This is a genomic window from Anaeromassilibacillus sp. An250, from assembly GCF_002159845.1.
GTDB classification, from domain to species: Bacteria; Bacillota; Clostridia; order Oscillospirales; family Acutalibacteraceae; genus Anaeromassilibacillus; species Anaeromassilibacillus stercoravium.
Genome location: NZ_NFJK01000004.1, coordinates 56,560 through 80,808 on the forward strand (window position 1 = coordinate 56,560; position 24,249 = coordinate 80,808).

At 56.9% G+C, this 24,249-nt stretch carries 22 protein-coding genes; 13 read left to right on the forward strand and 9 right to left on the reverse strand.

Translation table 11 applies throughout. From position 1 onward, the window contains the following. Positions 1-213 precede the first annotated feature (213 nt). Entirely contained in the window at positions 214-1,194 is a 981-nt protein-coding gene (locus B5F54_RS04545; protein ID WP_087231135.1) for a glycosyltransferase, read from the reverse strand. A 48-nt stretch (positions 1,195-1,242) separates the two neighbouring features. Then, complete coding sequence (locus tag B5F54_RS04550) at positions 1,243-3,015, reverse strand: VanW family protein (RefSeq protein ID WP_087231138.1); 1,773 nt, start codon at positions 3,013-3,015, stop codon at positions 1,243-1,245. A gap of 408 nt (positions 3,016-3,423) precedes the next feature. Between B5F54_RS04550 and B5F54_RS04555 the strand changes: the two genes are divergently transcribed. Genes B5F54_RS04555 through B5F54_RS04565 form a run of 3 tightly spaced genes read left to right on the forward strand, consistent with a single transcriptional unit; the run spans position 3,424 to position 5,869 of the window. Then, the gene (locus B5F54_RS04555) at positions 3,424-4,551 is read left to right on the forward strand and encodes an MGDG synthase family glycosyltransferase (RefSeq protein ID WP_087231141.1); all 1,128 of its coding nucleotides are present in this window, start codon (positions 3,424-3,426) and stop codon (positions 4,549-4,551) included. Beyond that, complete coding sequence (locus B5F54_RS04560) at positions 4,548-5,678, forward strand: MGDG synthase family glycosyltransferase (RefSeq protein ID WP_087231144.1); 1,131 nt, start codon at positions 4,548-4,550, stop codon at positions 5,676-5,678. The genes B5F54_RS04555 and B5F54_RS04560 overlap by 4 nt, the downstream gene beginning before the upstream one ends. Next, the gene (locus B5F54_RS04565) at positions 5,675-5,869 is read left to right on the forward strand and encodes a hypothetical protein (RefSeq protein WP_087231147.1); all 195 of its coding nucleotides are present in this window, start codon (positions 5,675-5,677) and stop codon (positions 5,867-5,869) included. The genes B5F54_RS04560 and B5F54_RS04565 overlap by 4 nt, the downstream gene beginning before the upstream one ends. 599 nt (positions 5,870-6,468) lie before the next feature. Here B5F54_RS04565 and B5F54_RS04570 read toward each other — a convergent pair. Both B5F54_RS04570 and B5F54_RS04575 read right to left on the reverse strand, forming a co-directional pair. Then, the gene (locus B5F54_RS04570) at positions 6,469-7,038 is read right to left on the reverse strand and encodes a GNAT family N-acetyltransferase (protein WP_087231149.1); all 570 of its coding nucleotides are present in this window, start codon (positions 7,036-7,038) and stop codon (positions 6,469-6,471) included. Beyond that, positions 7,028-7,438: a Fur family transcriptional regulator gene (locus B5F54_RS04575; RefSeq protein ID WP_087231152.1), complete on the reverse strand. Its 411-nt coding sequence runs from the start codon at positions 7,436-7,438 to the stop codon at positions 7,028-7,030. The genes B5F54_RS04570 and B5F54_RS04575 overlap by 11 nt, the downstream gene beginning before the upstream one ends. 254 nt (positions 7,439-7,692) lie before the next feature. On the opposite strand from B5F54_RS04575, the gene B5F54_RS04580 reads away from it, so the two are divergent. The 5 genes from B5F54_RS04580 to B5F54_RS04600 all read left to right on the forward strand — a co-directional run bounded on the left by B5F54_RS04580 (position 7,693) and on the right by B5F54_RS04600 (position 13,738). Continuing rightward, positions 7,693-8,820 carry a cysteine desulfurase family protein gene (locus B5F54_RS04580; protein ID WP_242969642.1) on the forward strand — a complete coding sequence of 376 codons (1,128 nt, stop codon included), beginning with the start codon at positions 7,693-7,695 and terminating at the stop codon, positions 8,818-8,820. Positions 8,821-8,837: 17 nt separating this feature from the next. Next, complete coding sequence (thiI, locus tag B5F54_RS04585) at positions 8,838-10,016, forward strand: tRNA uracil 4-sulfurtransferase ThiI (RefSeq protein ID WP_087231156.1); 1,179 nt, start codon at positions 8,838-8,840, stop codon at positions 10,014-10,016. Positions 10,017-10,133: 117 nt separating this feature from the next. After that, a complete protein-coding gene (locus tag B5F54_RS04590) occupies positions 10,134-11,393 on the forward strand; it encodes a competence/damage-inducible protein A (protein ID WP_087231159.1) in 1,260 nt (419 codons plus the stop codon). A 41-nt stretch (positions 11,394-11,434) separates the two neighbouring features. Next, complete coding sequence (locus tag B5F54_RS04595; protein ID WP_087231162.1) at positions 11,435-11,914, forward strand: hypothetical protein; 480 nt, start codon at positions 11,435-11,437, stop codon at positions 11,912-11,914. Positions 11,915-11,920: 6 nt separating this feature from the next. Further along, a complete protein-coding gene (locus B5F54_RS04600) occupies positions 11,921-13,738 on the forward strand; it encodes a serine hydrolase domain-containing protein (protein WP_087231165.1) in 1,818 nt (605 codons plus the stop codon). Between the two features lie 406 nt (positions 13,739-14,144). Here the strand turns inward: B5F54_RS04600 and B5F54_RS04605 are convergent, their stop codons facing one another. From B5F54_RS04605 to spoVAC, 3 genes are all read right to left on the reverse strand, one after another. Continuing rightward, positions 14,145-14,648: a hypothetical protein gene (locus B5F54_RS04605; protein WP_140400326.1), complete on the reverse strand. Its 504-nt coding sequence runs from the start codon at positions 14,646-14,648 to the stop codon at positions 14,145-14,147. A gap of 280 nt (positions 14,649-14,928) precedes the next feature. Beyond that, positions 14,929-15,948 carry a stage V sporulation protein AD gene (gene spoVAD, locus B5F54_RS04610; RefSeq protein ID WP_087231171.1) on the reverse strand — a complete coding sequence of 340 codons (1,020 nt, stop codon included), beginning with the start codon at positions 15,946-15,948 and terminating at the stop codon, positions 14,929-14,931. A gap of 13 nt (positions 15,949-15,961) precedes the next feature. Beyond that, positions 15,962-16,375, reverse strand: coding sequence for a stage V sporulation protein AC (gene spoVAC / locus B5F54_RS04615; protein WP_087231689.1), 414 nt, complete (start codon positions 16,373-16,375; stop codon positions 15,962-15,964). 28 nt (positions 16,376-16,403) lie between these two features. On the opposite strand from spoVAC, the gene B5F54_RS17260 reads away from it, so the two are divergent. Then, complete coding sequence (locus B5F54_RS17260) at positions 16,404-16,961, forward strand: hypothetical protein (protein WP_207651950.1); 558 nt, start codon at positions 16,404-16,406, stop codon at positions 16,959-16,961. Positions 16,962-17,013: 52 nt separating this feature from the next. Further along, entirely contained in the window at positions 17,014-17,307 is a 294-nt protein-coding gene (locus B5F54_RS04625) for a helix-turn-helix domain-containing protein (RefSeq protein WP_087231178.1), read from the forward strand. Positions 17,308-17,472: 165 nt separating this feature from the next. Here B5F54_RS04625 and B5F54_RS04630 read toward each other — a convergent pair whose 3' ends face one another. After that, entirely contained in the window at positions 17,473-18,996 is a 1,524-nt protein-coding gene (locus B5F54_RS04630) for a phosphomannomutase/phosphoglucomutase (protein ID WP_087231181.1), read from the reverse strand. A 355-nt stretch (positions 18,997-19,351) separates the two neighbouring features. Between B5F54_RS04630 and B5F54_RS04635 the strand changes: the two genes are divergently transcribed. After that, positions 19,352-20,047: an ABC transporter ATP-binding protein gene (locus B5F54_RS04635; protein ID WP_087231694.1), complete on the forward strand. Its 696-nt coding sequence runs from the start codon at positions 19,352-19,354 to the stop codon at positions 20,045-20,047. On the opposite strand, the gene B5F54_RS17265 is transcribed toward B5F54_RS04635, so the two are convergent. Further along, positions 19,950-20,651, reverse strand: coding sequence for a GNAT family N-acetyltransferase (locus B5F54_RS17265; protein ID WP_140400328.1), 702 nt, complete (start codon positions 20,649-20,651; stop codon positions 19,950-19,952). The two genes, B5F54_RS04635 and B5F54_RS17265, sit on opposite strands and share 98 nt — an antisense overlap. Before the next feature lie 498 nt (positions 20,652-21,149). On the opposite strand from B5F54_RS17265, the gene B5F54_RS04645 reads away from it, so the two are divergent. Next, a complete protein-coding gene (locus B5F54_RS04645) occupies positions 21,150-22,418 on the forward strand; it encodes a hypothetical protein (protein WP_087231186.1) in 1,269 nt (422 codons plus the stop codon). Positions 22,419-22,743: 325 nt separating this feature from the next. After that, positions 22,744-24,090 carry an MATE family efflux transporter gene (locus B5F54_RS04650; RefSeq protein ID WP_207651951.1) on the forward strand — a complete coding sequence of 449 codons (1,347 nt, stop codon included), beginning with the start codon at positions 22,744-22,746 and terminating at the stop codon, positions 24,088-24,090. The last annotated feature ends 159 nt before the right edge of the window (positions 24,091-24,249 follow it).

The window sequence follows — 24,249 nt, forward strand, 5'->3', positions numbered from 1 at the left end:
GGTCGACATCCTTTCCTTGCTACTTTTCGAAATGAAATCGCTTAGCCCTCCGCTCCGGGTATTTTTCCTATATGCTGCGTGCGGGAGGGGGAGCCGTAGGATTCCAGGGATATTGGCGGGAGAGTTCCCAATTTCTTTGCAGGAACCGGTTCCCAAACACGGAACAAGAAAAAAGGGCGATGCAGCTTTCTGCATCGCCGGTTGACGTCCGTGTCAACGGATGGAATAGTCTTTTTCCAATTTCTTGTCCGTCGGCGCACACACTACATCCGGCAACTGCGGGGACAGCGGGTCGAATGATTCCGCCGTATAATGCCGCATCGCACGGTTAATCCGGCGCATGTTGGTTAAACAGCCGCGCATGGATTTCTTTTCGTTGTGCATGCGGAGTACGTACCAGTAACAGCAAAGCGCGGTTTTTCGCGTGAGCGCAAGATAGCTTTTGCGGTATTGGCAGAACTGGCCGCTCTTTTCCAGTGACACGCGCACCATCGCAACAGCGCGGATAAAATCGTTGATCTTGCTGGCGTTGATGGTGGCCAAGGTGCTGCCGCTGCGCTGTACATAATAATAGAGGGGTTCATCCAGGACGGCGATGCGCTCTGCATGGGCAAACACGCGGTTTGCGGTCGCCATGTCTTCAAACGCGATGCTTGGAAACTGGATGTTGTAATCGGTAAACAGGGAACGCTTGTACATTTTGTTCCATACCAGGCTTTGAATCTGCATATCGCGCAAAAGCTTGTTCATTGCCTCTTCGCGGGTAAACACCCCATTGCACCGGAACGGGTACTCAAAGGTAAAGCCGGAGTTTGGAAAGAGATAATAATAGTAACAGCAGGAAATTTGTGCGTCATTTTTCACACAGGCGTTGTACAAACGCTCCAAGAAGTTGGGCGCAACGTAATCGTCGCTGTCGATAAAACAGATATATTCCCCGCGGGCGAGGCTCAAGCCGCGGTTGCGCGCTTTGGACATGCCGCGGTTTTTCTGATCGATTACGGTGATAAAATCATATTTTTGCTCAAATTCACGCAGAATATCCAGGGAGTGATCGGTGGAACCATCGTTGACAGCGATAATCTCCCGATCCTGAAAGGTCTGTTTTACAAGGCTGGTAAGGCATTTGCGCAAAAATTTCTCCACGTTATAAACAGGGATGATGATGCTGACCGTGGGCGCTTTTGCTTCCATCTTTCAGACAGGCCTCCTTTCTTTGATTTCAGGTTACCCCGTACGGGATTAGCCGACGGGTGTGATGGGCGCTTCCGGGTCCGGCTGCACATCGGCCGAGGTTTCGGCGCCGCTGTCCGGCACGGTGGGGACCACCGTCCCATCCGTTGTGGCGGGCGGCTGTTCCGAAGAGGAATCTGCCGGCTGCTCCGTTGTGGGCGGCGTAGTGGTTTCCGGTTCGCTGTTGGTCGCAGGCGGTGTGGTGGTCTCCGGCGTGGAGGAAGCGGGCGGCGTGGTGGTTTCCGGCGTCGACGAAGACGACGTCTCATTGCTGGAAGCCGTGCCGTTGACCGGCTTGCCGGTATAATCCACCAGGACGGCCGTTGCCGGGTCGGTGTCCGGCCCGATGGAATAATAGGCCGGCGCAGGGCGGTAATACGAATTCGGAAGTTTTTCGGTCTTTACCACCTGGCCGTTTTTGTAATAAATGCGCTGTGCGCTGGCGCGGTATCCTTCCCGCGGCGCGGCGTCGTAGTGCATCGTCCCTTTTGCCATGGAATTGTCCACAGTGTACTTTGGCGTGGAATCGGGCTGGATGGTTTCCGTCAACTGGGAGGTAATCTCAATGGTATCATAGTCCGGAGATTGATACCCATACATGGTGACAGTCAATGTTTTTCCGCTCATGCCCGCGGAAATATACACAGGGTAATTTGTGGGGTTTTTAAACGAGAAGTTTAAATCTGGATAGCTGACCGCCGCATCCTGCCCAATGGGGCAATACGTCGCCTTGATCGAGTGGGAGGACCGCTGCACGATCTCCATGGCGGACCGCAGCGCGGCGCCATAGATGGTGGTGCTCGTCTGGCAGACGCCGCCGCCATAGGACGGGACAAACTTGCCGTTGATGATGGCGTTCGCCTGCTTATATCCCTTTTCAGGGGTCGTATTCCCGACCACCTGCCAGTAGTCAAAGGTGCCGCCCGCCGGGATGCAGGTGCCGTTGACCGCTTCCAACGCGAGCCGCATGTTGGTGTTCCCGTTGCTGGTGTTGGTGGACACGGTGCTGTAGGTACCCAGCTTTTTCATATTGGCTTTGAGGTCTGCTGTGGACACCTGGTATGCTGTTTCGGTGACAGGCACTTCGACCGTGCCGGTCCCGCCTTCCTGTAGCAGGGCTTCGACCTGCTGGGTAAGTTCGTCGATATTGACCGTTACGCCGTTCTGCCCCTCTTCAAACGTAAAGGTTTCGCTCGCAGCGTCGAACGATTTAACGGTGGCGTCCTTTGCCGCCTGGTTGACCTCCTGGGTGAGCGTGGTCAAGGTTTCCTTGAGGTTGGTGGTGTCGGGCGTTGCGGTGATCTCATATGTTTTGGGCTGCGTCTCCAATGAGGAGAGAAGATCTTCGTCGGCCTGTTTGCCGTATTCGAAGGCCTCTTGCAGCACCTCATCCGTATTGTATGTGTAGGTAAAATTGGAGTTGGTCAATGTCCAGCTCTTATCGCCGGAGGTGAGGGTGATGTTGCAGGTGCTCAAGGACGGTTCCACGGCCTTGACCGCAGCGGTGGCCTCCTCCAGGGTCATGCCCTCGAGGTCAATCCCCTCGACCACAATCCCTTTCGGGAAAGTGGTGCGCTCCGCCGTTTGTTCCACGCCCGGTTCCTCGGAGGAAACCTGTGGGTCACCGAGCATTTTGATGCCGGCGCCGACTGCACAGACCACCACGACGGCTGCCAGAACACAGCCCCCGATGATCCATAGCCGTTTATGGTTTGTCTTGGACGCACCAGAATAGATATCGCGTCCGCTGTCTTGCTGTCTGTAATATCTTTTGCCGCTCATTTGGTGCCTCCCTATCTCTATCACAGGCCCTTGCGGGCCGCCGCTATTTTTTGCATACGCCGCCACTCAATCCTGCGGATTTAATAGTATGATATAACTTTTTTGAATAAAAGTAAAGTTACAGCTTTATCATTAATCACGCCAATTCCTGGCGGTTTACTTGCCATTTGCCTTTTTACGGGCATAATCGTTGTTTTTTAAGGGGTAGCGCAGAGATATCGGGATATTTTTGCAAGCGGCCCTTTCCAAGGATGCCTCCTTTTGTAGCGGATGGAGAAGATTTCGTGGTTCGTGTTGAATCGCCCTGAATATATGATATAATAATGAAATCAAAAGAGTTGTCGAAATCGTCCAAGGCAGGATAAATTTGCGGAAAAAGGATTTTTCCAATGCCAAAGGAGGGTCTTTGTGAAGGTATTGATTCTATCTGCCGCAACGGGAGGGGGGCATCTGCGCGCCGCCCGGGCGGTACAGACATGCCTGCGGGAGTATGAACCGTCCTGGCGCGTCGAGGTGGTGGATGCGCTCAAGTGTGTGGGGTCCCTGTTGGATAAAACGTGCTGCGACGGTTACCGCTTCCTGGCGACCAAAACGCCAAAGGTCTTTGGACAACTATACCGCGCAACAAACGAAGAAAGCGTGCTCAACACGCTGATGACGCACTTCAGCGGGCTTCTCGGCCTGCGCCTGCTGCCCATGCTTCGGGAACAGGAGCCGGATCTGATCCTATCCACCCACCCCTTTGCCACGGAGATGATCTCCCATTTAAAGGAAAAGGGGCTGGTGCAGGCGCCGCTGATCTGCCTGATGACGGACTACGGCCCGCACCGCGCCTGGATTGCGCCGCGGGTGGACGCCTATGTGGTGAGCAATGAGGACATGCTCCCCGAGATGGTGGAGATGGGCGCCCCACGGGACATCATCTACCCGTTCGGCATCCCGGTGGACAATGTGTTTTTCAGCAAGGAAAACAAGGCCGCGCTGCTCCAGGAGATGGGGCTGGAACCGGGCGTGCCCACCATCTTATTCATGGCGGGCAGCTTTGGGGTGTCGGGTATTATGGATATTTACCGGGAGATCGCGGCGCAGGACATTGTGTTTCAGATCATTGTGATCACGGGCAAAAATCAAAAGCTCTATGAGGCGTTTGCCGTGGAGCTGGCCAAGAGCAAGCGCCGGACGAAGCTGATCTATTTCACGGATGAGGTGGAAAAATACATGCACGCCGCGGACCTGCTGGTGACAAAACCCGGCGGGTTGACGGTTTCCGAGGCGCTGGCGTGCGACATCCCCCTGGCGGTGTTCGACGCGATCCCGGGGCAGGAGGAGGACAACGCACAGTTCCTGCTCTCCCACAATATGGCGGTGCGCATCCGGGCTGGGGAGAGCTGCGGCAAGACCATCCGCATTGTTTTGGCGGACAACCGCCGGTTGGAGGACATGCGTTCTTCGTGCGAGCGCTTTGACAAATCCAAATCGGGGGAAAACATCCTCTGGCTCATCCGCTCGCTCACAGGAAAGGAGAAAGCGCTATGAGAATCTTGTTGCTATACGCCTCGGCGGGCGGTGGCCATAAGCGCGCGGCGCAGGCGATGGAGGCCTATTTCCGCGAGCACCTGCCGGGCGCAGAGGTGCGCGTGGAGGACGCGCTCCGGCATGTGGGGCGCGCGGTGAACGCGCTTTGCTGCGACGGATATAAGTTTTCCGCCAAGCATGCCCCGCAGATTTTTGGAACGCTGTACCGCAGCACCAACCGCGACACCAAATTCGCCGCCCTGCTGCCGCGGGTAAACGGGATGCTCGCCCGGAAGCTCCTGCCCTTGATCGAGGAGTTCCGGCCCGACGTCATCCTGGATACATACCATTTTGCCGGGCAGATGGTCTCGCGCCTGAAAGAGAAGGGGCTGGTCAGCGCCCCGCTGGTGAACGTGGTGACGGATTACGGCCCGCATATGGCGTGGCTGGCGCCGGAGGTGGACGCCTATGTGGTGGCGGAGGACGGGCTCCGGGATGCATTTGTCCGGATGGGCGCGCCCAAGGAAAAAATCCATACCTTTGGCATTCCAATCTTCGAGGCGTTTTACCAGGAGGAGGACCGCGCTTCGCTGCTGCGCGGGATGAACCTATCCCCCGAGCTGCCCACGGTTTTGATTATGGCGGGCAGCTTCGGCGTGAAAAACATCCTCCGCGTGTACCGCGACATTTCGACGCTGGGCACGGCGTTCCAGGTGATCGTCATCACCGGAAAGAATAAAACGCTTTACAAGGCGTTCCAAAAGGAGCTGCCAAACAGCTCCAAGCCGACCCACCTGGTCGAGTTTACCACCGAAGTACAGAAGTATATGCACGCATCCGACCTGCTCATCACCAAGCCCGGCGGGCTGACCGTCTCGGAGGCGCTGGCCAGCGGGCTGCCGATGGCCGTCTTCGACGCGATCCCGGGCCAGGAGGAGGACAACGCCCAGTTTTTGCAGGCGCACGGGATGGGCGTCCGCCTCAAGAGCGGGGCGAGCTGTGCGTTTATGGTGCGGTCCCTCTTGCAGGACCCGCGCCGCTTGGCGGATATGCGCGCCGCGTGCAAAGCGTTCGATAAATCGGATTGCTGTCAAAACATCCTGTCTTTGCTACAGGAATTAACGAATGGGAAGAGGGAGTCAACTTGAAACCAAAATTTCGAATCGGCCTGTTGGGCTACTGCATCTTAGGGATCGCCGTCCTGGTGCTGATGGTGTTTGAGATCATGGACGGGAATGGCCCGATGATCGGCCTGGACGCGGTATTGCTGGCCTTTATTGCCTACATGATCTATAAAAGCGTCCGCGCTACAGGGAACGATACATCCACAAAACGATAGGGAACGGGTTGGAACGCCATCCGGCGTGGCTTGCCCGCTCGGGCGTACCTCTTGCCAGCGGCGTCTGGCACGGCATTGTAGGGACGTTCATAACGCAACAGAAAGCAACGGCTGCTGTTTTGGGGGAATCCTCCGGACAGCAGCCGTTTGATTTTTTCTTCATTCCAGTTTGTGTTCCTGGGGACTAAAATCCATACCCAAGTATAGATGGATTTATTTGGTGCGGTCAAACGGCGCTCCATCTTTATCGCAAAGTCAATTTCTCACAGGCTTTCTCCCTTGGCCCTGGAAAGCCGCGCCTTTCTGCCTATGCGCATAGAAAAAGGGAAGGCGAATATGCTTCGGCCTCCCTTCCGCGTCGTGATGGATTTTCACGGTGTACGCTTGGTCATGGAAATCCACCTATTTTTTTCTGCGTTTCCATTTTTTATTCATCTTATCCACCCAAGGCGTTGCCAGCCATTCGATCAGACTCGCTATAAACTCTGCGATAAAATCAATCATAAAATCGACCATACGATGTTTTCTCCCCGCCATCATAAAAATCCGATTTGCCGCTCTGCCTTAAAAATATTACAAAACCTGTGAGCAGGCTGACCTCATTTCAGCCTGCCGGAAGCATGCTCTTCCCGGTCGGTCCGGTCTGGATCATGCGCGGGTCCGTCTTGGCTCGTCCGCGCATATAAATAGGAATCGTAGAGCATGCCGCGCTTGTAGACGCTGTTCCGCATAAGACCTTCCTGTTGGAATCCTGCCTTTTCCAAGACGCGGCGGGAGGCGAGGTTATAGGCGAACGGCACGGCGAAGATGCGCGCAAGGCCATAGGTTTGGAAGGCAAAGCCGCAGATCTGCCGGACTGCCTCCGGCATAATCCCCTGCCCCCAGTACGGCTCCGCCAGCCAGTAGCCGAGCTCCGCCGATTTAGAGGAAATATCCTCTCCGATGGAAAGGCTGATGCTGCCAACCGTCTCCCCATTCACCGCGATCGCGCGGAAGCAGCACCGGGCGGGGTCCGCGTCCAGGCAGCTTTGGATAAACGCCGCCGCATCCCGCTGGGTATAGGGGTGGGGGAAGGCGTCGCGCAGGTTGGCGGCGACTTTGGGGTTGTTGGCGTAGCGGGCGATCGTTTCGGCGTCCTCCATCCGCCAGGGGCGCAGTTCAAATTCCATGGGACGTCCCTCCTGTCTCCGGCTTTTTGGCGCATTTCGGGCATTTGCCATAGATCGTCAATGTGTGGCTTTCCACAGTGAAGCCGGTCTCCTCCGCGATGGTCCGCTCCATGCCGGAGAGCGGGCAGTCGCAGAGCTTGATTTTGGCATGGCACCCAGTACAGACCAGGTAATGGCCGTGCTGCTCCCGCGCCAGCGAATACCGCACCACACCGTCGCCAAAGTCGCTGCGTTCGACCAGCGCGTCCGCGGCGAAGCGCTCCAGGTTGCGGTAGATGGTGGACAGCGCCAGGGATGGGAACGCCGCCTTCATCTGTGCAAAGATGTCTTCCGCACTCAGCGGGTCGGTGCTCTGGCGCAGGACGCACAGCATGGCTTCGCGCTGTTTGGTGTTTTTCATAGCGGCGCTCCTTTCAAGATTGGATGGAACGGGAGGGCGGGGACGCAGCTGGCGCGTTGCCGCGCCAGCGTTTCGGCGTGCGCCGGAACCCCCGGCAAAAGGCCGGGGGGCGTCCCCGCTTGTCCCGGATTCGCTGCTTCTTATTATAAACAGAAAATCCAAAATTGCAATGGCGCGCGTTGCCCAGACTGCCGGGATGGTGTATAATAGGGACTTATGAATAGACATATCGGAGGTCCTGCCCCTTGAACGAAGTGTATCTCGACAATTCCTCCACCACCCGCGTATGCGAGACGGCGGCCGCCAAGGTGATGGAGCTGATGACGGAAAATTACGGAAACCCTTCCTCCCTGCACGCGTTGGGCTTTCGCGCGGAACAAGCGTTGACCCAGGCGCGCCGGAGCGTGGCTGCGGCGCTGGGCGCGAAGGAGGAAGAGGTGTTCTTTACCTCCGGCGGGACGGAGAGCAACAACCTGGCCATTTTTGGCGCCGCATATGCCCGGAAGCGCATGGGGATGCATATCGTCACCACGCAGATCGAGCACCCGTCCGTGGCGAACGCCGTGCGCCAGCTGGAAAAGGAGGGCTGGGAGGTCACTTGGCTCCAGCCCGACCGGGAGGGCCATATCGCGCCGGAGGCTGTCCTGGAGGCGGTCCGGCCCGACACCACGCTGGTCAGCATGATGGCGGTCAACAATGAGGTGGGGACCATCCTGCCCATTGAGGCGGCGGCGCGCGCCATCGCGCTGAAGAAAGCGCCGGCCCTGCTCCATGTGGATGCGGTGCAGGCGTTTGGCAAGCTCGATACCAAACCGGAGCGGAAAAAGATCGACCTGATGAGCATCAGCGCGCACAAGATCCACGGGCCCAAGGGCGTGGGCGCGTTGTATGTGCGCAAGGGCATCCGGATTCAGCCACACTCCTTTGGGGGCGGGCAGGAGCGCGGGATACGGCCCGGCACGGAGGCGCTGCCCGCCATCGGCGGTTTTGGCGCGGCGGTGGAGGCGCTCCCGGCGGTGGGCGAGAGCTTGAAGCACGCGCAGGAGCTTGCCGCGGCCTGCCGGGAAAAATTGCGCGCGCTGCCCGGCGTGGCGCTCAATTCGCCGGAGGACGCGCTGCCCTATATCGTCAATTTCAGCGCGGGCGCGGTCCGCGCGGAGACCATGCTCCATTTCCTGGCGGCGCGGGGCGTCTACGTGTCGTCCGGGTCCGCCTGCTCCAAGGGGAAGCAGAGCCCGGTGTTGGAGGCCATGCAGCTGCCCAAAGAGCGGATTCAATCGGCCCTGCGGGTCAGCTTTTCCCGGTTTAATACGCTGGAAGACGTGGACGCCCTCATCGAAGGGGTGCGCGAGGGCATGGCCAGTTTGGCTGTCAAAAAATAAAAGTAAGGATTTGTAAGATGAAAGAGATTATTTTGATCAAATTGGGTGAAATTGTATTAAAGGGGCTGAACCGCCAGAGCTTTGAGTTCGCCCTGATCCGTAACCTGCGCCGGCGTTTGGAACCGTTGGGGAAATTTGATATCCGCGAGGCGCAGTCCACCATCTATGTGGAGCCCCTGGAGGATGGCATCGACTTGGAAGCTGCGGCGGAGCGCGTGGGGAAGGTGTTCGGCGTGATCGCGTTCTCCCGCGCGTGCATGGCGGAGAAGAACATGGACAGCATCCTGAAGACCGCGGCGGACTACCTGCGCGACCAGTTGAGCACCATCTCCAGCTTTAAAGTGGAGAGCAAACGCTCCGATAAACATTTCCCGCTGAAATCGCCCGAGATCTCCGCGGCGGTGGGCGAATACCTGTTGCAGCAGTTCCCCAACCTGCACGTCGACGTGCACAACCCCGACCTGGAGGTGCGGGTGGAGGTCCGCGACTTCGGCGCGTATATCCATGGGAAGGCGCTGCCCGGCGCGGGCGGCATCCCGGTGGGGACGGGCGGCAAGGCGGCGATCCTCATCAGCGGCGGCATCGACAGCCCTGTGGCTGCCTGGCAGATGGCCCGGCGCGGCCTGGAATTGACGGCTGTCCACTTCGCCAGCCCGCCCTACACCAGTGAGCGCGCGGAGCAGAAGGTGGTCGACCTGCTGCAAAAGGTCAGCGAATATGCGGGCCGGATGTTTATGTTTACGGTGCCGTTTACGAGGATTCAGGAGGAGATCCGGGACAAATGCCCCGAGGAGTACTTCACCTTGATTATGCGGCGCTTTATGATGCGCGCGGCGGAACGCATTGCGCGCAAGGAGGGCTGTTCCGCGCTGATTACCGGCGAGAGCCTGGGGCAGGTGGCCAGCCAGACGCTGCAGGCGATCGTCTGCACGGACGCGGCCGCGATGATGCCGGTGTTCCGCCCGCTGATCGGCACGGACAAGAGCGAAATCGTCGCAATGGCGCGCAAAATCGACACATACGACCTCTCCATCCAGCCATATGAGGATTGCTGCACGGTCTTTACGCCGAAGCATCCGCGCACCCGCCCGGAGATGGAAAAGCTCTTGGAGGCGGAATCCGCATTGGACAGCGAAGCGCTTTTGGAGGACTGCGTGAACCGCACGACCTTCCGGAAGATTACGGCGTATCGTTGAGAAAATCGAGGGGCTGCCGCGGCGCACCTTGCCTGCGGATGAGCCGGAAAAGATATCTGGAATTTTGCATACACATTTGGAAATTGTGAAGCGTTACCGCGAGGAGGTTACATCGGAATGAATGCGGAAATTATCTCTGTGGGCACCGAATTGCTTTTGGGCCATACGGTCAATACGGACACCACCATCATTGCACGCGAGCTTTCCGCGCTGGGGATCGACCTGCTCTTTTCCTGCACGGTGGGCGACAACGCAGAGCGCCTGCGCGCCGCATTGCGCGAAGCGCTCTCGCGCAGCGACGTCGTGATCACCACCGGCGGGCTTGGCCCCACGGGGGACGACCTGACCAAGGAGACCATCGCGGAGGCGGCGGGCGTGGAGCTCGTTTTGCATGAGGAGAGCCGCCAGCGCATCGAGACCTATTTTAAAGGGCGCTACTGCGGGGAAAACCAATACAAACAGGCCATGCTGCCCAAGGGGTGCACGGTCTTCCCGAACGATGCGGGCACGGCGCCGGGCTGCGGCTTGGAGACGGACACGGGCAAGGTGGTCATCATGCTGCCCGGCCCGCCGTCCGAGATGGAGCTGATGCTCAAGCGCTATGCGGTGCCGTATCTGGCGCAGCGGGAACAGGCGGTCATCGTCTCCCGGATGGTGCGCGTGTTTGGCATCGGGGAGGGCGCGGCAGAGGAAAAGATCCGCGATCTGACCGAAGGGGCCAACCCGACCGCGGCGACGTATGCCAAAGAGAACGAGATGTTTGTCCGCATAACGGCCAAGGCCGCGACAGAGCAGGAGGCCGCCGCTCTATGCGAACCGGTGGTGCGGGAGGTCTGTGTGCGCCTAGGCGAATTCGTTTACGGCGTGGACGTGGAGAGCCTGGAGGAAGTGGTGGTGCATGGCCTGCAAGAAAAGGGGCTGCACTTGGCCACTGCCGAATCCTGCACCGGCGGCCTGGTCGCCAAGCGCCTGACGGACGTGCCAGGCGCATCCGAGGTGTTTGAGATGGGCGCGGTGACCTATTCCAACGACGTCAAGAGCATGTTGCTGGGCGTGCCGGAGGAGCTGTTCCCCGCGTATGGCGCGGTGAGCGAGCCGGTGGCGCGCGCCATGGCCGAAGGCGTGCGGAAAAAAGCCGGGGCCAGCTTGGGGCTTGGGATTACGGGCCTCGCCGGGCCCGGCGGCGGTACACCGGAAAAGCCGGTCGGCCTGGTCTATATGGCATTGAGCGATGGGACGCACACCTGGGTGCGGCGGATGGACCCGCCGGGCCGCGTCAAGAACCGCACGTGGGTGCGCGACCGCGCGGCGCACTATGCGCTCGATATGGTGCGGCGGTACCTGGCGGGGCTGCCGGTGGAAGGACACGCGGTGTAAGCCGCGTCCCGATTTACTTCAAAGAAACGGAGGGAAAAACGATGGATGCTGGACTGCTGTTTTTTCAGGCGCGCCGGACATCCCTGTGTGAGCAGGAGGTGCGCAAAGCGGCGGCAAACCTGCGGGTTGCCCTGCAGGGCGTCAATGCGAGCGCACGCAGGGAGGGCTTGTGCCGCGCATTGGCCTCTTTCCTGAAAAAGTACCCCTTGATTTATCTGGTGAGCGCGGTGGAAGGCGGGCGGCTGCTCTGCGCGGACACCGTGTTCCAGGCGCTGCATGTGCCGCTGGACGAACAGGGCGAACCCAAACATGTGCGCCGCCTGACGGGTTTCGACGCCTGCGGCTATCTGCTGGAGAGCCAGACGCAGACGATTGTCCTTTTGCCGGACCTGCCGGAAGAGCTGCGGATTCAACTGCCCGGCACCCAGCGGCGTCTGGTGGAAAAATTTGGCCTGACGCCGGTCCCTCCCCCGAAGGAGGTCGACTACGAGGCGTTGATCGAGCCCTTCTTTACGAGGTGATGTCCTATGATGGATTTGCGTTCCCAGATGAAGGTCGTAGACCTGTTGCTAAAGCTGTTCCGCGGCGACTTGCAGCACATCAACCCGTATCCGTTTGTGCCGCAGAAGCACAAAAATATCCCCAACGCCGATTCGGGCGGCCTGATGCGTTCCATCCCGGAACACGAGGGCATACCAAGCGCCCATCTCCAGCACTTTTTTGAAGAGCTGGATGCCTGCCCATCCATCCATGTGCACAGCGCGATGGTGCTCCGCCATGGGAAGATCGTCGCGGAGGGGAGCTGGAAGCCGTATTCCGGCAGCTATCCGCATATGATGTTCTCGCTCTCCAAGAGCGTGGTGAGCATGGCGGTAGGGTTTGCCGTCCAGGAAGGGCTGCTCACCCTCGACGACAAAGCGGCCGGATATTTCCCGGATAAAAATGTGCTGTTCCGCAGCCCGCGCATCAACAACATCACGGTGCGCCATCTGCTCAATATGACCTCCGGCTTAAAATTCAACGAGATCCATTCCGTGGTGGAGAAGGATTGGGTCCGCGCCATTTTGCAGTCGGATTGCTCGTTTGAGCCGGGGACGGAATTCAGTTACAACAGCTTAAATACGTATTTGCTCAGCGCCATCCTCTGCAAGAAAACGGGGATGGGCCTGGTGGAATACCTGACGCCGCGCCTGTTTGACCCCTTGGGGATTCACAATGTGAGTTGGGACGTGTGCCCCATGGGGATTGAAAAAGGCGGCTGGGGGCTCTGGCTGCGCACCGTGGACATGGCCAAGCTGGGGCAATTTTATTTGCAGCGCGGCCGGTGGATGGTGGACGGCGAAGAAAAGCAGCTTTTGCCGGAGGGCTGGGTGATCGAATCCACCAAAATGGACACGCCCACCCGCGAGGGCGACTACTCCAAGGGATACGGCTACCAGATTTGGAGCTTTGGGGCCAAGGGCGCCTATCAGTTCAACGGCATGTTGGGGCAATATGTGGTCGTCCTGCCGGAGCGTGATATGGTCATTGCGATGACGGGGGGCAGCCCAAGCCTCTTTGCGGACGAGACCTGCCTGATCGTGGAGAAATACTTTGGCGATGCGGCAAAGGGGCTCTCGGACGATCCGCTGCCAAACGACATCTGTGCCCTGCGTTCGCTGCGCAATGCCCTGGGGAACCTCTATGCCATCCGGGAAACCGCCCCAAAGCCAAAGCGCCTTTCCACTTGGGCCCGTGTGTGGCGGCGTGTGTTCCCGGAGAAGCAGATCGTGCCGACGGTCCCGCCGGAGCTGCGCAAGCTCAACGGCCGTCAATATCAGTTGGAAAGCAGCTCCGCCGCCCTGATGCCCTTGATCTTGCAGGGGACCACCAACAATTTCGGCGCCAACATTTCCAAAATCAGCATGGAATTTTCCCCCGGCGAATGCCGGCTGATCGTGGAGGATGGCGCGGAGACCAACCTCATTGTGGCGGGGATGGACGGGACCCCGCGCAAGGGCTGCGTGACCCTGAACGGCGAGATCTATGCGGTCGGCAGCACGGCGCGCCTGACGACGGACGAGGACGATCGCCCGGTGTTGAAGGTCTTTATCTGTTTCACAGAGACCCCGAGCGTCCGGATTATGAAATTCATCCTGTACAGCCCGGAGCGGATGCTGATCCGCTTTGACGAGCTGCCGAGTGTGGAAGCTTCGCTTGAGGTGCTCTTTTCCCTGGTGGGCGGCAGGGAGAACCAGAACAGCCTGAATAAACTCTTTATGGATACTGTGGGACAACAGCGCTTGGACGAACGCGTCGCGCAGGTTTCGCGCCCACGGGTGAAGGCCACGCGGGTGAGGCCGTGAGCGGCCGCCCGCCAAACGCATGGAATGCGTTTTTGCCGGAGAGGATCTCCGGCAGGAGCGCGCCACAGTGCGCGCCCGGCGGGCGGGAACAGCAGAGCATGCAAAGAGGGGCGCGTTTGCCAAACGGAAGCAATGCGGCGAATGACACGGGCAGCCCCTAAAAAGAAAAGACAACGGCATCCAAGCGGGAAGAAATCCCATGGACGCCGTCTTTTTCTTTATTCTTTATATATAGATTTTTTCCAGCTGCTATTTACAGCGGCCGCGGCTTCGTTCGCATGGCGTGGCCCAAAGATCGGGAATGGGAAAAATGCGTTGAAAGAGTCTGCTTTTTGCGAAAAACCAAAGCCTGGACGCAATACGTCGCATGACAGAAGAAAAACCGCTCGATGCATCACGCCAGAGCTTATTCGGAAAATGGTTTTAACCGCGCGGTGAGATAAGCCTCCGCCTGTTCAAAGGTACAGTTGGGGCTCAGGGTGGCGTACGTTTCGCGATTAAAGAGAAGGCCGTCGTCCGTCTCGAGGAAAACGCCATAGTTGCCCCCGCCAAGGCTGTAGTTGGCCAGGTCCGAATAATACAACGTCAGGCCGTTTTTGGTATATGTATCGTCCGCTTTGTACTGCCGGACAGGGATGAAATAGCCGCGCATACCCGCCCGCATGGCAGAGACGATTTCGGTCCCTTCGACCCATGTATGCAGATAGATCGGCCGGGGGAGCAAAACCGTCACCGTTTCCCCGGCGTCGAGGTCTCCCCGATAGACCTTGTCCACATGGATTTTTGCAATGGCATAGTAGTTGGTGTGTTCCCCAAAATGAATGGCAATATCACGAATCGCGCGGATCGTCCCCTGAAAGGCCGGGGTATGGTATGTTTGGAACGCCTCCTTTTCCGATAAAAACGCCATTTCACTTTGATGTTCTGGGAGAACAACGGAGGTCCGGAGAGGGACCGCGCGTATTTGCGGCGAGGAACGCGCCAGAGGGAGTTCATTGTGCGCCGTTAGCCAGAACATCGTGAGGAAGGACACCAAAAAACTGAATAAGCCGATCGCAATCCATACAATCTTTTTTCTCATAAGATAATTTTAGCGAAACACAACGGTTTTGTCAATCTTTCAACGCGAAAGCGTCCCCACAGGTAGGGAATAGTTCCCACCCGTGAGGACGCTTTTTTCAAAGGGATGGCTATTTTGCCTGGGACTCGAGGAACACCAAGTGCGCGATGCCGGGGATGCTCTCGCCCTGCTGCGAGGATGTGGTGGACATCAATGCGCCGGTGCCGATGAAGAGCACCTTTTTGAGCTCCCCGGAGGAAAGCTGCCGCAGGATGATCGAGCACAGCACCGCGGCGGAGCACCCGCAGCCGGAACCGCCGGCGTGGACGTCCTGCGCCTGGCGTTCGTAGATCATCAGGCCGCAATCGTTGTGAATTTCCCGGATGTCGATGCCGTCCTTTTCCAGAATCTCGTCCATCAGCTCGCAGCCGACCGCGCCGAGGTCGCCGGTGAGGATCAGGTCGTAGTCCGAGGGGGAGGCGCCGGTGTCGGTCAAATAGTCGTGCAGTGTCTGCGCGGCGGCGGGGGCCATCGCTGCGCCCATGTTGTTGGCGTCCTTGATGCCAAGGTCTGCGATGCGCCCAAAGGTTACGGCGTTGATTTTCACCTCCCCGCGCCCGTGCGCCCCGACGACGACAGAACCGGCCGCGGTCGCGGTCCACTGGGCGGTCGGGGTGCGCTGCCCGCCGTATTCCAGCGGGAAACGGAACTGCCGCTCTGCGGAGCAGAAATGCGAGGAGGTCACGGCTACGGCCCGCCGCGCGATCCCGGTTTCCACAAACAGGGACGCCAGGCCCAAGGTTTGGGCCATTGTGGAGCAGGCCCCATATTGGCCAAGAAAGGGAATTCCCAGGCTGCGCAGGCCGAAGGTCGAGGAAATGCACTGGTTTAGCAGGTCGCCTGCGAGGATGTAATCCACGTCTTTGCCCTCCAGCGCGGCCTTTTTGAGCGCTGTCTGCACCGCTTCGGTTTGCAGCTGGCTTTCCGCTTTTTCCCAGCTCACGTCCCCCAGGGTGTTGTCGGTGTGACTTACATCAAAGAAGGCGCCCAGCGGCCCCTCCTTCTCCTTCTTGCCCGCAACAGAGGCGAATCCCAAAATGCCGGGGGCTTTGTCCAATTGCAGCGTGTATTTTCCGATTCTGGTCGGCATGGAAGCACCCCTTTCAGTACATCTTAAAGAGGAAAAGGATCAGCCCATAGATGATGGAGGCGCATGTGCCGTAGACCAGCACCGGCCCGGCGATGGAAAACATCTTTGCGCCGATGCCCATGATATAGCCTTCGCTTTTGAACTCCATCGCAGGGGAGACAATCGAATTCGCAAAGCCGGTGATCGGCACCAGCGTGCCCGCGCCGGCGTGCTTTGCAATCTTGTCGTAGACTTTTAGGCCGGTCATAATGGCGCTCAAGGCGATCAGGGAGATGGAGACAAACGCCTTGGCTGTCTTTTCCGGCAGATCAAACGACAAAAACAGCGTGGTAAGCGCCTGCCCCAGGGCACAGATCGCCCCGCCGACCAGAAAGGCCATCACGCAATTGCGCAGTACCTTTGACTTCGGCGAAACAGTTTCGGCCATTTGCTGGTATTCGGTTCTGGTGACTTTGATGTCCAAATCCGCTCACATCCTTTTTGTTCTATTTACCTCCTATTTTGGCCTTTTGGCGCGGTTTTATACCGCATTCCCTGTGGGCGTGGGTTTTCATGGACCGAAAGGGATGCGCTGGTTCGGCGGCGGGAGCGAAAGTTGTTTGAACGATCCTGTTGCTTTTATTTTGCATATAAATAAACATGCGCCTCTTTCGGCTTTTCACCGGAAGAGGCGCGTCTATAGTTTGATCTATTTGCAGCAGGATTTAGCAGCTGTCTTGATTATAGGTATGAATGGTCTTTCCCATCCCCGCACAAATAATCAACGTGTTCATCTTCTAAAAGGGAAATCCGCAGGCGAAGGGCCTCCTTTTGTACATGCCCCAGCTCCCGCCAAACATGCAGGGCATGGAAAGAATCAATATAGGATGGCTGGCGGGCGACGTAGCGGTCCAGCCGCGCCATTTGCAGATAAAGGTCATGGATTCCTTGTTTGTCGCATCGAATCATCCAAACCATCCCCTTTTAGCTGTTATATCCATAATACAACACTAAAAGTAAAATATCAAGCATAAAAATCTCCTTTAAGGGTATAAAAATCCTATACAGTTAATTTGGGTGATGTATATGGGAGAGTTTTATGATTTTGGGCTGCGGTTGAAAGAATTGCGCCAAACAAAACGAATGACACAAAAACAAGTTGCCGAGCGGTTGAAATTAGGAGTTTCAACCGTTAGTGGTTATGAGAATAATACAAAGACTCCCTCCCTTGAGACACTGATCGACCTTGCACGCTTATATAATGTTTCCACCGATTACCTTTTGGGTGTGGATAACCGACCGATGTTGTATTTGGATGGGTTTACTCCCAAACAAGCCCGGTTGATTCGGGAGTTGCTGGATTCGTTCCGGGAAAGATAATCTTCAATGGGAATGCGACCGCCTGTTGCCATGTATGCAGCAGGCGTTTTTTGTTTTAACATGCTTGCTAAAAACCTTTGTCAAAAGAAAAAAGCCAGCCCATCGGAGCATTTTGCACTCCCGTGAGCTGGCTTATCGTCTATTTCGCAATCAAACAACCGGCCGTTATTGGGCCAAGAAATTATCCATTACCTCGTGGCCCAGCCACTGGCACTCCATCAGGAAATCGTTGAGCTGCTCGGCAATCAGCTTCGTGCCGCCAACGGTGTCGCTCTCGATATTCAGCGGCATGATCGGATCGTGTACGCTCAACCGCAGCAGGAACCAGCCGTCCCCTTTGTCCTTGCCAAACGAAACGCGGATGCCTTCGCGGTTATCCGGCGCAACATTCCAGGCATGCGTCTTTGCATAGGCGCTCACACCGGCAATCACGGACTCCCCATAGGAACGGAAATCCTCTTTGAGAATCGGGAACCGCAGTTCTGCCGTCTCCACCGGCTCTTTGAGCGATTCCAACATCGAGTCCAGGGTCTTGCCCTCTGCGCGCAGGCGCGCCATCTGGATGATGATTTTTGTCACCAAATAGGCGCCGTCGTCCAGGAAGTAATTTTCCCGCATGGCCGCATGGCCGGACGTTTCAATCGCCAACGGGCAGTTGACGCCCTCCTGATTCAGACGCAGCGCCTCGTTGATGACGTTTTTGTAGCCACGCTTAAAGCGATGGTGGACGCCGCCCAAAGTCCCTTCGATGTATTCCTTTAGGCCGCTGGACGTGATGGAGTCGGTCACGATCGTGCCGCCGGGATTGCCCTCCAACGCAATCGCGGATGCAATCGCTACCAGGCGGTTGCGGTTGATCTCTTCGCCGCGCGCGTCCACCGCACCGCCGCGGTCCACGTCGGTGTCGAAGATCACGCCCATGTCCGCCTTTGCATCCAAGACCGCTTTGCAGATGGACTGCATCGCCTCTTCGTTCTCCGGGTTGGGGATATGGTTCGGGAACATGCCGTCGGGCTCCAAGAATTGGCTTCCTGTGACGTCCGCGCCCAGCGGCGCCAGCACATCGCTCGCGTAGAACCCGCCTGCGCCGTTGCCGGCGTCCACCACAATATGGAAGCCCTTGAGCGGATGTTCATAGTCCGCCGCATTGACGCCCTTCTGGATCATCTCGCGCAGACGCTTGGCGTAGTCCGCCATGTAGTTGACCGCCTCCACATGGCCCTCGCCTGCGGGCGGCGTCTGGCCCTCCTGCGCAAACAGAAGGATCTGCTCGATGTCCGGGCCGTCCAAACCGCCGTTTTTGGTGAAGAATTTCAAGCCGTTGCGGTTGAACGGATGGTGGCTTGCGGTGATCTGAACCGAACCGTCGCACGCCAGGTCGATGGTTGTCATGAACATGGAAGGAGTGGAAGCCAGGCCGCAGTCCAGCACCCGCACGCCCGCTCCCACCAGGACGCGCGTGACGGCATCCTGGATGCGCTGCGCAGAAATGCGGGAATCGTGCCCAACAGCGATGGTCAGAGCGGACGGTTCTTTTTCAACCGCTTGGGACAACCACAAGACAAATCCCGCCGCCATTTTTTCAATGGCTTCGTCGGTCAAGTTGACCTCCTGTCCCGCAACCCCCTCGCTGGCCACTCCGCGGATATCCGTGCCACTCTTAAATTGTTTCCAATAGGTATTCAGCATTGTTCGTTCTCCTTTAATTTATTAAAAATCCTTGGCTTATTAAACTTTCGTGAGATTTCGTAAAAGCAGAGATTGTGGAATCCTATTGCGGTTTGCCTCTATTGAACGTATTGCCATCTATTCGTATGCCATGGATTTTATCCCCTCACGATCGATCCAAGGCGGGACCACTCCATCCTATAGAGTATAAAACCCAAGTAGGGCCAATTCCCCCATGTCTTTCAATCGCACTGATTCGCCTGAAAGGAAAAACACCCTTCTTATCTTTATTATACCGGATTCTGGCACATTTGTAAAAGCTTTTGCTGCCAGTATCTTTGCAATATTGCTGGGTATGATATTGCGGGGTGAAAAGATGGAACCAATTATGATCGTACGCAATCTTTATAAAATCTATCATCAAGGGGAAAATGAGGTCCGCGCATTGGATGGCGTTTCCCTCACGGTGGACAAGGGGGAGTTTGTCGCCATTGTAGGGCGGTCGGGCTCCGGAAAGTCCACGCTGATGAATGTGTTGGGCTGTTTGGATACGCCAACCTCCGGGGAATACATCCTTGACGGGGAAAATGTCGGCGCGCTTTCCGAAGACCAGCTCTCCAGCATCCGGAACCGGGAAATTGGGTTCATTTTTCAGGGGTTCAATTTGGTGCCGGGGTTGACCGCTCTGGAAAATGTGGAATTGCCGCTTTCCTACCGGGGAATCCCGCGGGAGGAACGGCACGCTTTGGCTGAAGACGCCTTGTTCCGGGTTGGATTGAAAGAACGGATGCGCCACCGGCCCAGCCAAATGAGCGGCGGGCAACAACAAAGGGTGGCCATTGCGCGCGCGATTGCGGCAAGGCCACCCATCATTTTGGCGGACGAACCCACCGGCAACCTCGATACGAAATCAGGCGCGGCGGTCATGGATATCTTACATGGATTGCATGAAGAGGGCCGGACGGTCCTCTTAATTACGCACGACGAACGGATTGCACAACGGGCGCAGCGGCGTGTTGCAATACGGGACGGCGTGTTGGAAGAAGCCGTTCGTCCAAGATTGTTGGTTTGAAATGGGCGAGCAGCTCTTTGTTGTGTGCAAAATGGTAAAAACAGTATTCATAAATTTGGCGGATCGCCTGAAGCTGCACGGTGCGGCTGATGGCGCACAATCCACGGCGAGGCTTGAAATATAGATACATGGGAAGCGCGCCGTTTTCGCATGGGAGTTGGAAATCGGCATGCAGCCGGTAGGCCCCTACTTTTTCATAGAACTGAATGCGGAGCTCTTGGCGTTTTGCCAAGCTGGGGTTGTTCTTGCTGATGTGCTCCAGAGAGAACAAAATGCCGTCGTACGGCCCGCAATATTTGTGCCACAGAGCGTTGAACAGCTGGGCGCCGTAGCCATGGGTTTGATGCTCCTTTAAAATGGCGATGTAGTCCAGCCAAAGGATGTTGCAATTTTCTACGGTATAAACCAATGCATAGCCGAGCAGCTCTCCATCGGAATTCCGCTTGTACAATAAGATTTTGTATTTGTCCCCGTGCAAAAGATGCAAGAGGTTCTTATACTTGTACATTTCGTCGGGTGGGAACTGCTTCTCCATATCCGCATAGATTTGCGGAAGATCATCCACCGTGCCGAGTGTAATACTGGCCGGCTCTAATGTACGCATGATTCAAATTCTCCCATCTCAAAAATTTTGCCCGGAGTTCGCTCCGGGAGCCTGCGCAACAAAGAGCAGACGCCAATCTGCACTGCCCTCCCGAGGAGGTATGTTTGCGCGCCTACATTATAGCGCGTTCCCCTGGCATCCGCAAGCATTTCCATGCGGATTTTTAGGAATCTTTTTCTGGAAAAAGCACCCTCATAAAAGAACAGCGCCTTTGGATATACAATTTGTATTTTTTAAATAAATTATACAAATAGTGTACCTGGCGTGGGCGTTGGCCCCTTGTCGGCATATACCGTTTTACATAATTATTGTATGAATCGGGACACGGCTTGGGCACAACCAGTTTGCCCGCCGCCCCGGCGGGATTCTTTTCTCACGGGCCGTCGATTTACCAGTTGTATTTTTAGGTCCGTTTGTGATATGATGGTAAGGAAAATGCGGCGATTTCCTTTTGGGGTTCGTACGCCTGATTTTAGACAGGAGAGCGAATTAATCAATATGAAACGATCGAAATGCAATAGATTGCTGCACCGGGCAGCCCTCCTATTTACCGTTCTTGTCTTTGCAGCCTCTACATTTGCTGCATCGGCATCCGCAACGGAGATCACGCCGGTCCCAGACCCAACGACGCCGGTAGAGTCTACGGCGGACCCGGGTGTGCCAGGGGATTCAACGGTCAACCCCATTATTCCAAACACGGACCCCAATACGCCGGCCGATCCAACGGTCCCGTCTGGCACCGATCCCAATGCAGAGACGCCTGTGGACCCAAACAACCCAACGACCCCGACGGACCCGGGGATTTCCCCGCCGTTTGATCCCAATGCGCCTGTCACTTCGCCGGGAGTGGAGACACCGCCAACGACGGAGCCTCCCACAGACCCGAACGCGCCGGTAAATCCCGATGGGACGACCCCGTCTGATGGGACGGAGAGCCTGCCGGAAGGAACAGAATCCTCCGATACGGAGGCATCGGAGCCTGTGGAAGAGGAACCCGTGGAGGAAGAGCCCTATCAACCGCCGGTCAGCCAGAGACCGTCGGTCATCGTTGACACGGACAACGATGAGATCAACGAGAACGCTTCCCGTGCAGCCGAAGCGACGGATGACCCGGATCTGCTTTCCTCCCAGGATTGGAGCGAGCTGCTCACAAGCGGGGAGGTCAGCCAGTCGCCCGATGCAAAGCCCTTTGAGAACATCCAGCAGCAGGAAAACCAGAGCGGCTCGAATACAAGCCAAGGATCGTTCTCCTGGATTTTACCGGTGGGAATCCTCTTGATTGTGCTTGGTTTAGGCGGCATCGCGTTCTTTGTATACGCCCAGTTCTTTGCGCCGCGGAGACGCGCGGCCTTTGATGATACGGGGGAAATCCAGGAATTTACGGACATCAGCTCCGACAGCAGCGGCGTCCAGCAGCGCGAGGACTATCTGTTTGGAGGGGAATCGGAGCCGGAAGACCTGGCGGAACCCGAGGAAGAGGAGCAGATCCCCACGGAAGAGCCGCAGGACGAAGCGGTTACGGAAGAGGGAGCGCCCCCGGTGGGTGCGCTGACAGAAGAGGCGCCCATACAAAAGAATGTTGAGATTGCCGAGCCGGAAGTGCGGTTTATTCCGGATGCAAAGCCGGGGGAGATGCCGCGTGAGGAATCCAAGGATGCGGCGGCCAATCCTTATGGATTTAAAGTCGAGATCATGAAGGATCAAAAGGACGAAAACGGGAACTTTGATTGGGACGCTTTCTTTGACAACGGGCCAAACGACAAATAAACCGGAAGGCCGTGGGCTGCAACAATGCCCACGGCCTTTTGTGGCTTTTTCCCGCAGTTGCCCATCTGGGAAGGGCCCGCCCCCCTTGCAGGAAAAACCAGCGCCGGACGCTTCCCTTGCGTGTTTCCCGCCTATTTGTTATAATGGTTTCCAGAATCAAGCCGTTCGGGTAAGCATCTGCCGTATTCAAGGCGAAACTTGGATACGGTTTTTCTTTTGGAGGCGGCTACTCACCCCAACAGAGCTGGGGGATTTATGACAGGGATGATTCCATTTTGCAGGGTTCCGGGATTCGGAGAATGGGATCTTTAGGAGGGGATGGCCGGTGGTTGAATCAAAAGGGCCAAGCGGATTTAAAAGCATCGCATATGGATTGATTACGTTCAGCTTGCCGCTCATTTTGAGCGGGATCTTGCAGCAGCTCTATAACTGGGCAGACGCCTTCATCGTGGGAAATGTGGAGGGCGAGCGGGCGTTGGCGGCGGTCGGGGCGACCACCACCGTTATCAACTTTTATCTTATGGCGATCACCGGGTTTACCCTGGGGCTTTCGATCTTGGTCGGGCAAAGATTCGGAGGGGGCCGTACGGATTCCGTGCCCCAAGTGCTGTCAACATTTTCCGTGACGCTTGGCGTGTTTTTTGCGATCCTCGCCGCGATGGGGATTTGGTTGACTTCCCCGATTTTGCACCTTCTCCATACCACGCCGGATACGGTGCTGCTGGCGGAAGCGTATTTGCGGATCATTTTTCTGGGCATTCCCTTTTTGGCGGTTTACAATGTCTATTCCGCTGCGCTCCGTGGAATGGGGGACAGCCGCGCCCCCTTTCTGGCAGTTCTGATTTCCTCCGTTGTGAATGTAATTTTAGATCTCTATTTTGTCGCCGTTCTGCATTGGGGCGTGTCGGGGGCTGCCATTGCAACGGTTGTTTCCCAGGCGGCCATGACGGTGTTCATCATCCTTTACGCCGTCAAAAAGTATCCCGTGCTGCGGTTCCGCCTGCGGCGTGGGATTGTGGACCGGCAGACCCTGGCCGGTGGGCTGCGCTTTGGCATTCCGCCGATGATCCAGTCCAGCGTCAGTGCTTTTGGAAGCCTGCTGCTGCAAAACTTTATGAATGGCTTTGGAACGCAAACAGTGGCGGCGATCACAACGGCATACCGGATCGATTCGATCGCACTGCTTCCCATTATCAATTTGGGTTCCGGGATCTCCACGATTGTCGCCCAGAGCTACGGCGCGGGGGAAGAAAAGAAAACCCGGAAGATTTATATGGTCGGTACGGTGCTGATGGCCGTTGTGTCGGTGTTGATGACGGTGCTGGTTGTCCCCGTTGGAGGCCCGCTGATCGCGTTGTTCGGCGCCGGGCCAGAAGCGGTGGAAATCGGGCGCGGTTTCTTCCAGCGATTGGCTAGTTTCTATGTGGTCTATGGCCTCGCGACCGCGACGCGCGGGTATCTGGAGGGGATCGGCGACGTGGTCTATTCCAGTGTCGCAGGAATCGTATCGTTGGCGTGCCGGATTATCGCATCGTATGCCTTTGCAAGCGTTTTTGGAAACAGCATCATCGCCTATGCGGAGGCGTTTTCGTGGGGGATTCTGCTGTTGTTGTATGTTGCCCGTATGCTCTGGAAGCGGGCCCAAGCGCGCCCGTCGGCCTCCAATGCCTAACGGATTCGCAGGCGGCAAGGGAAAGCCAGAGGAAGGGGCACGGCTGGCAGATGGAAACTACTTCGTCGTTTTGGGAATTCCCGGATAGCGATATTTGAAACGAAACCAAAAAACGCATGACAGAATTTGTTCTGTCATGCGTTTTTTGCAGGGATATGC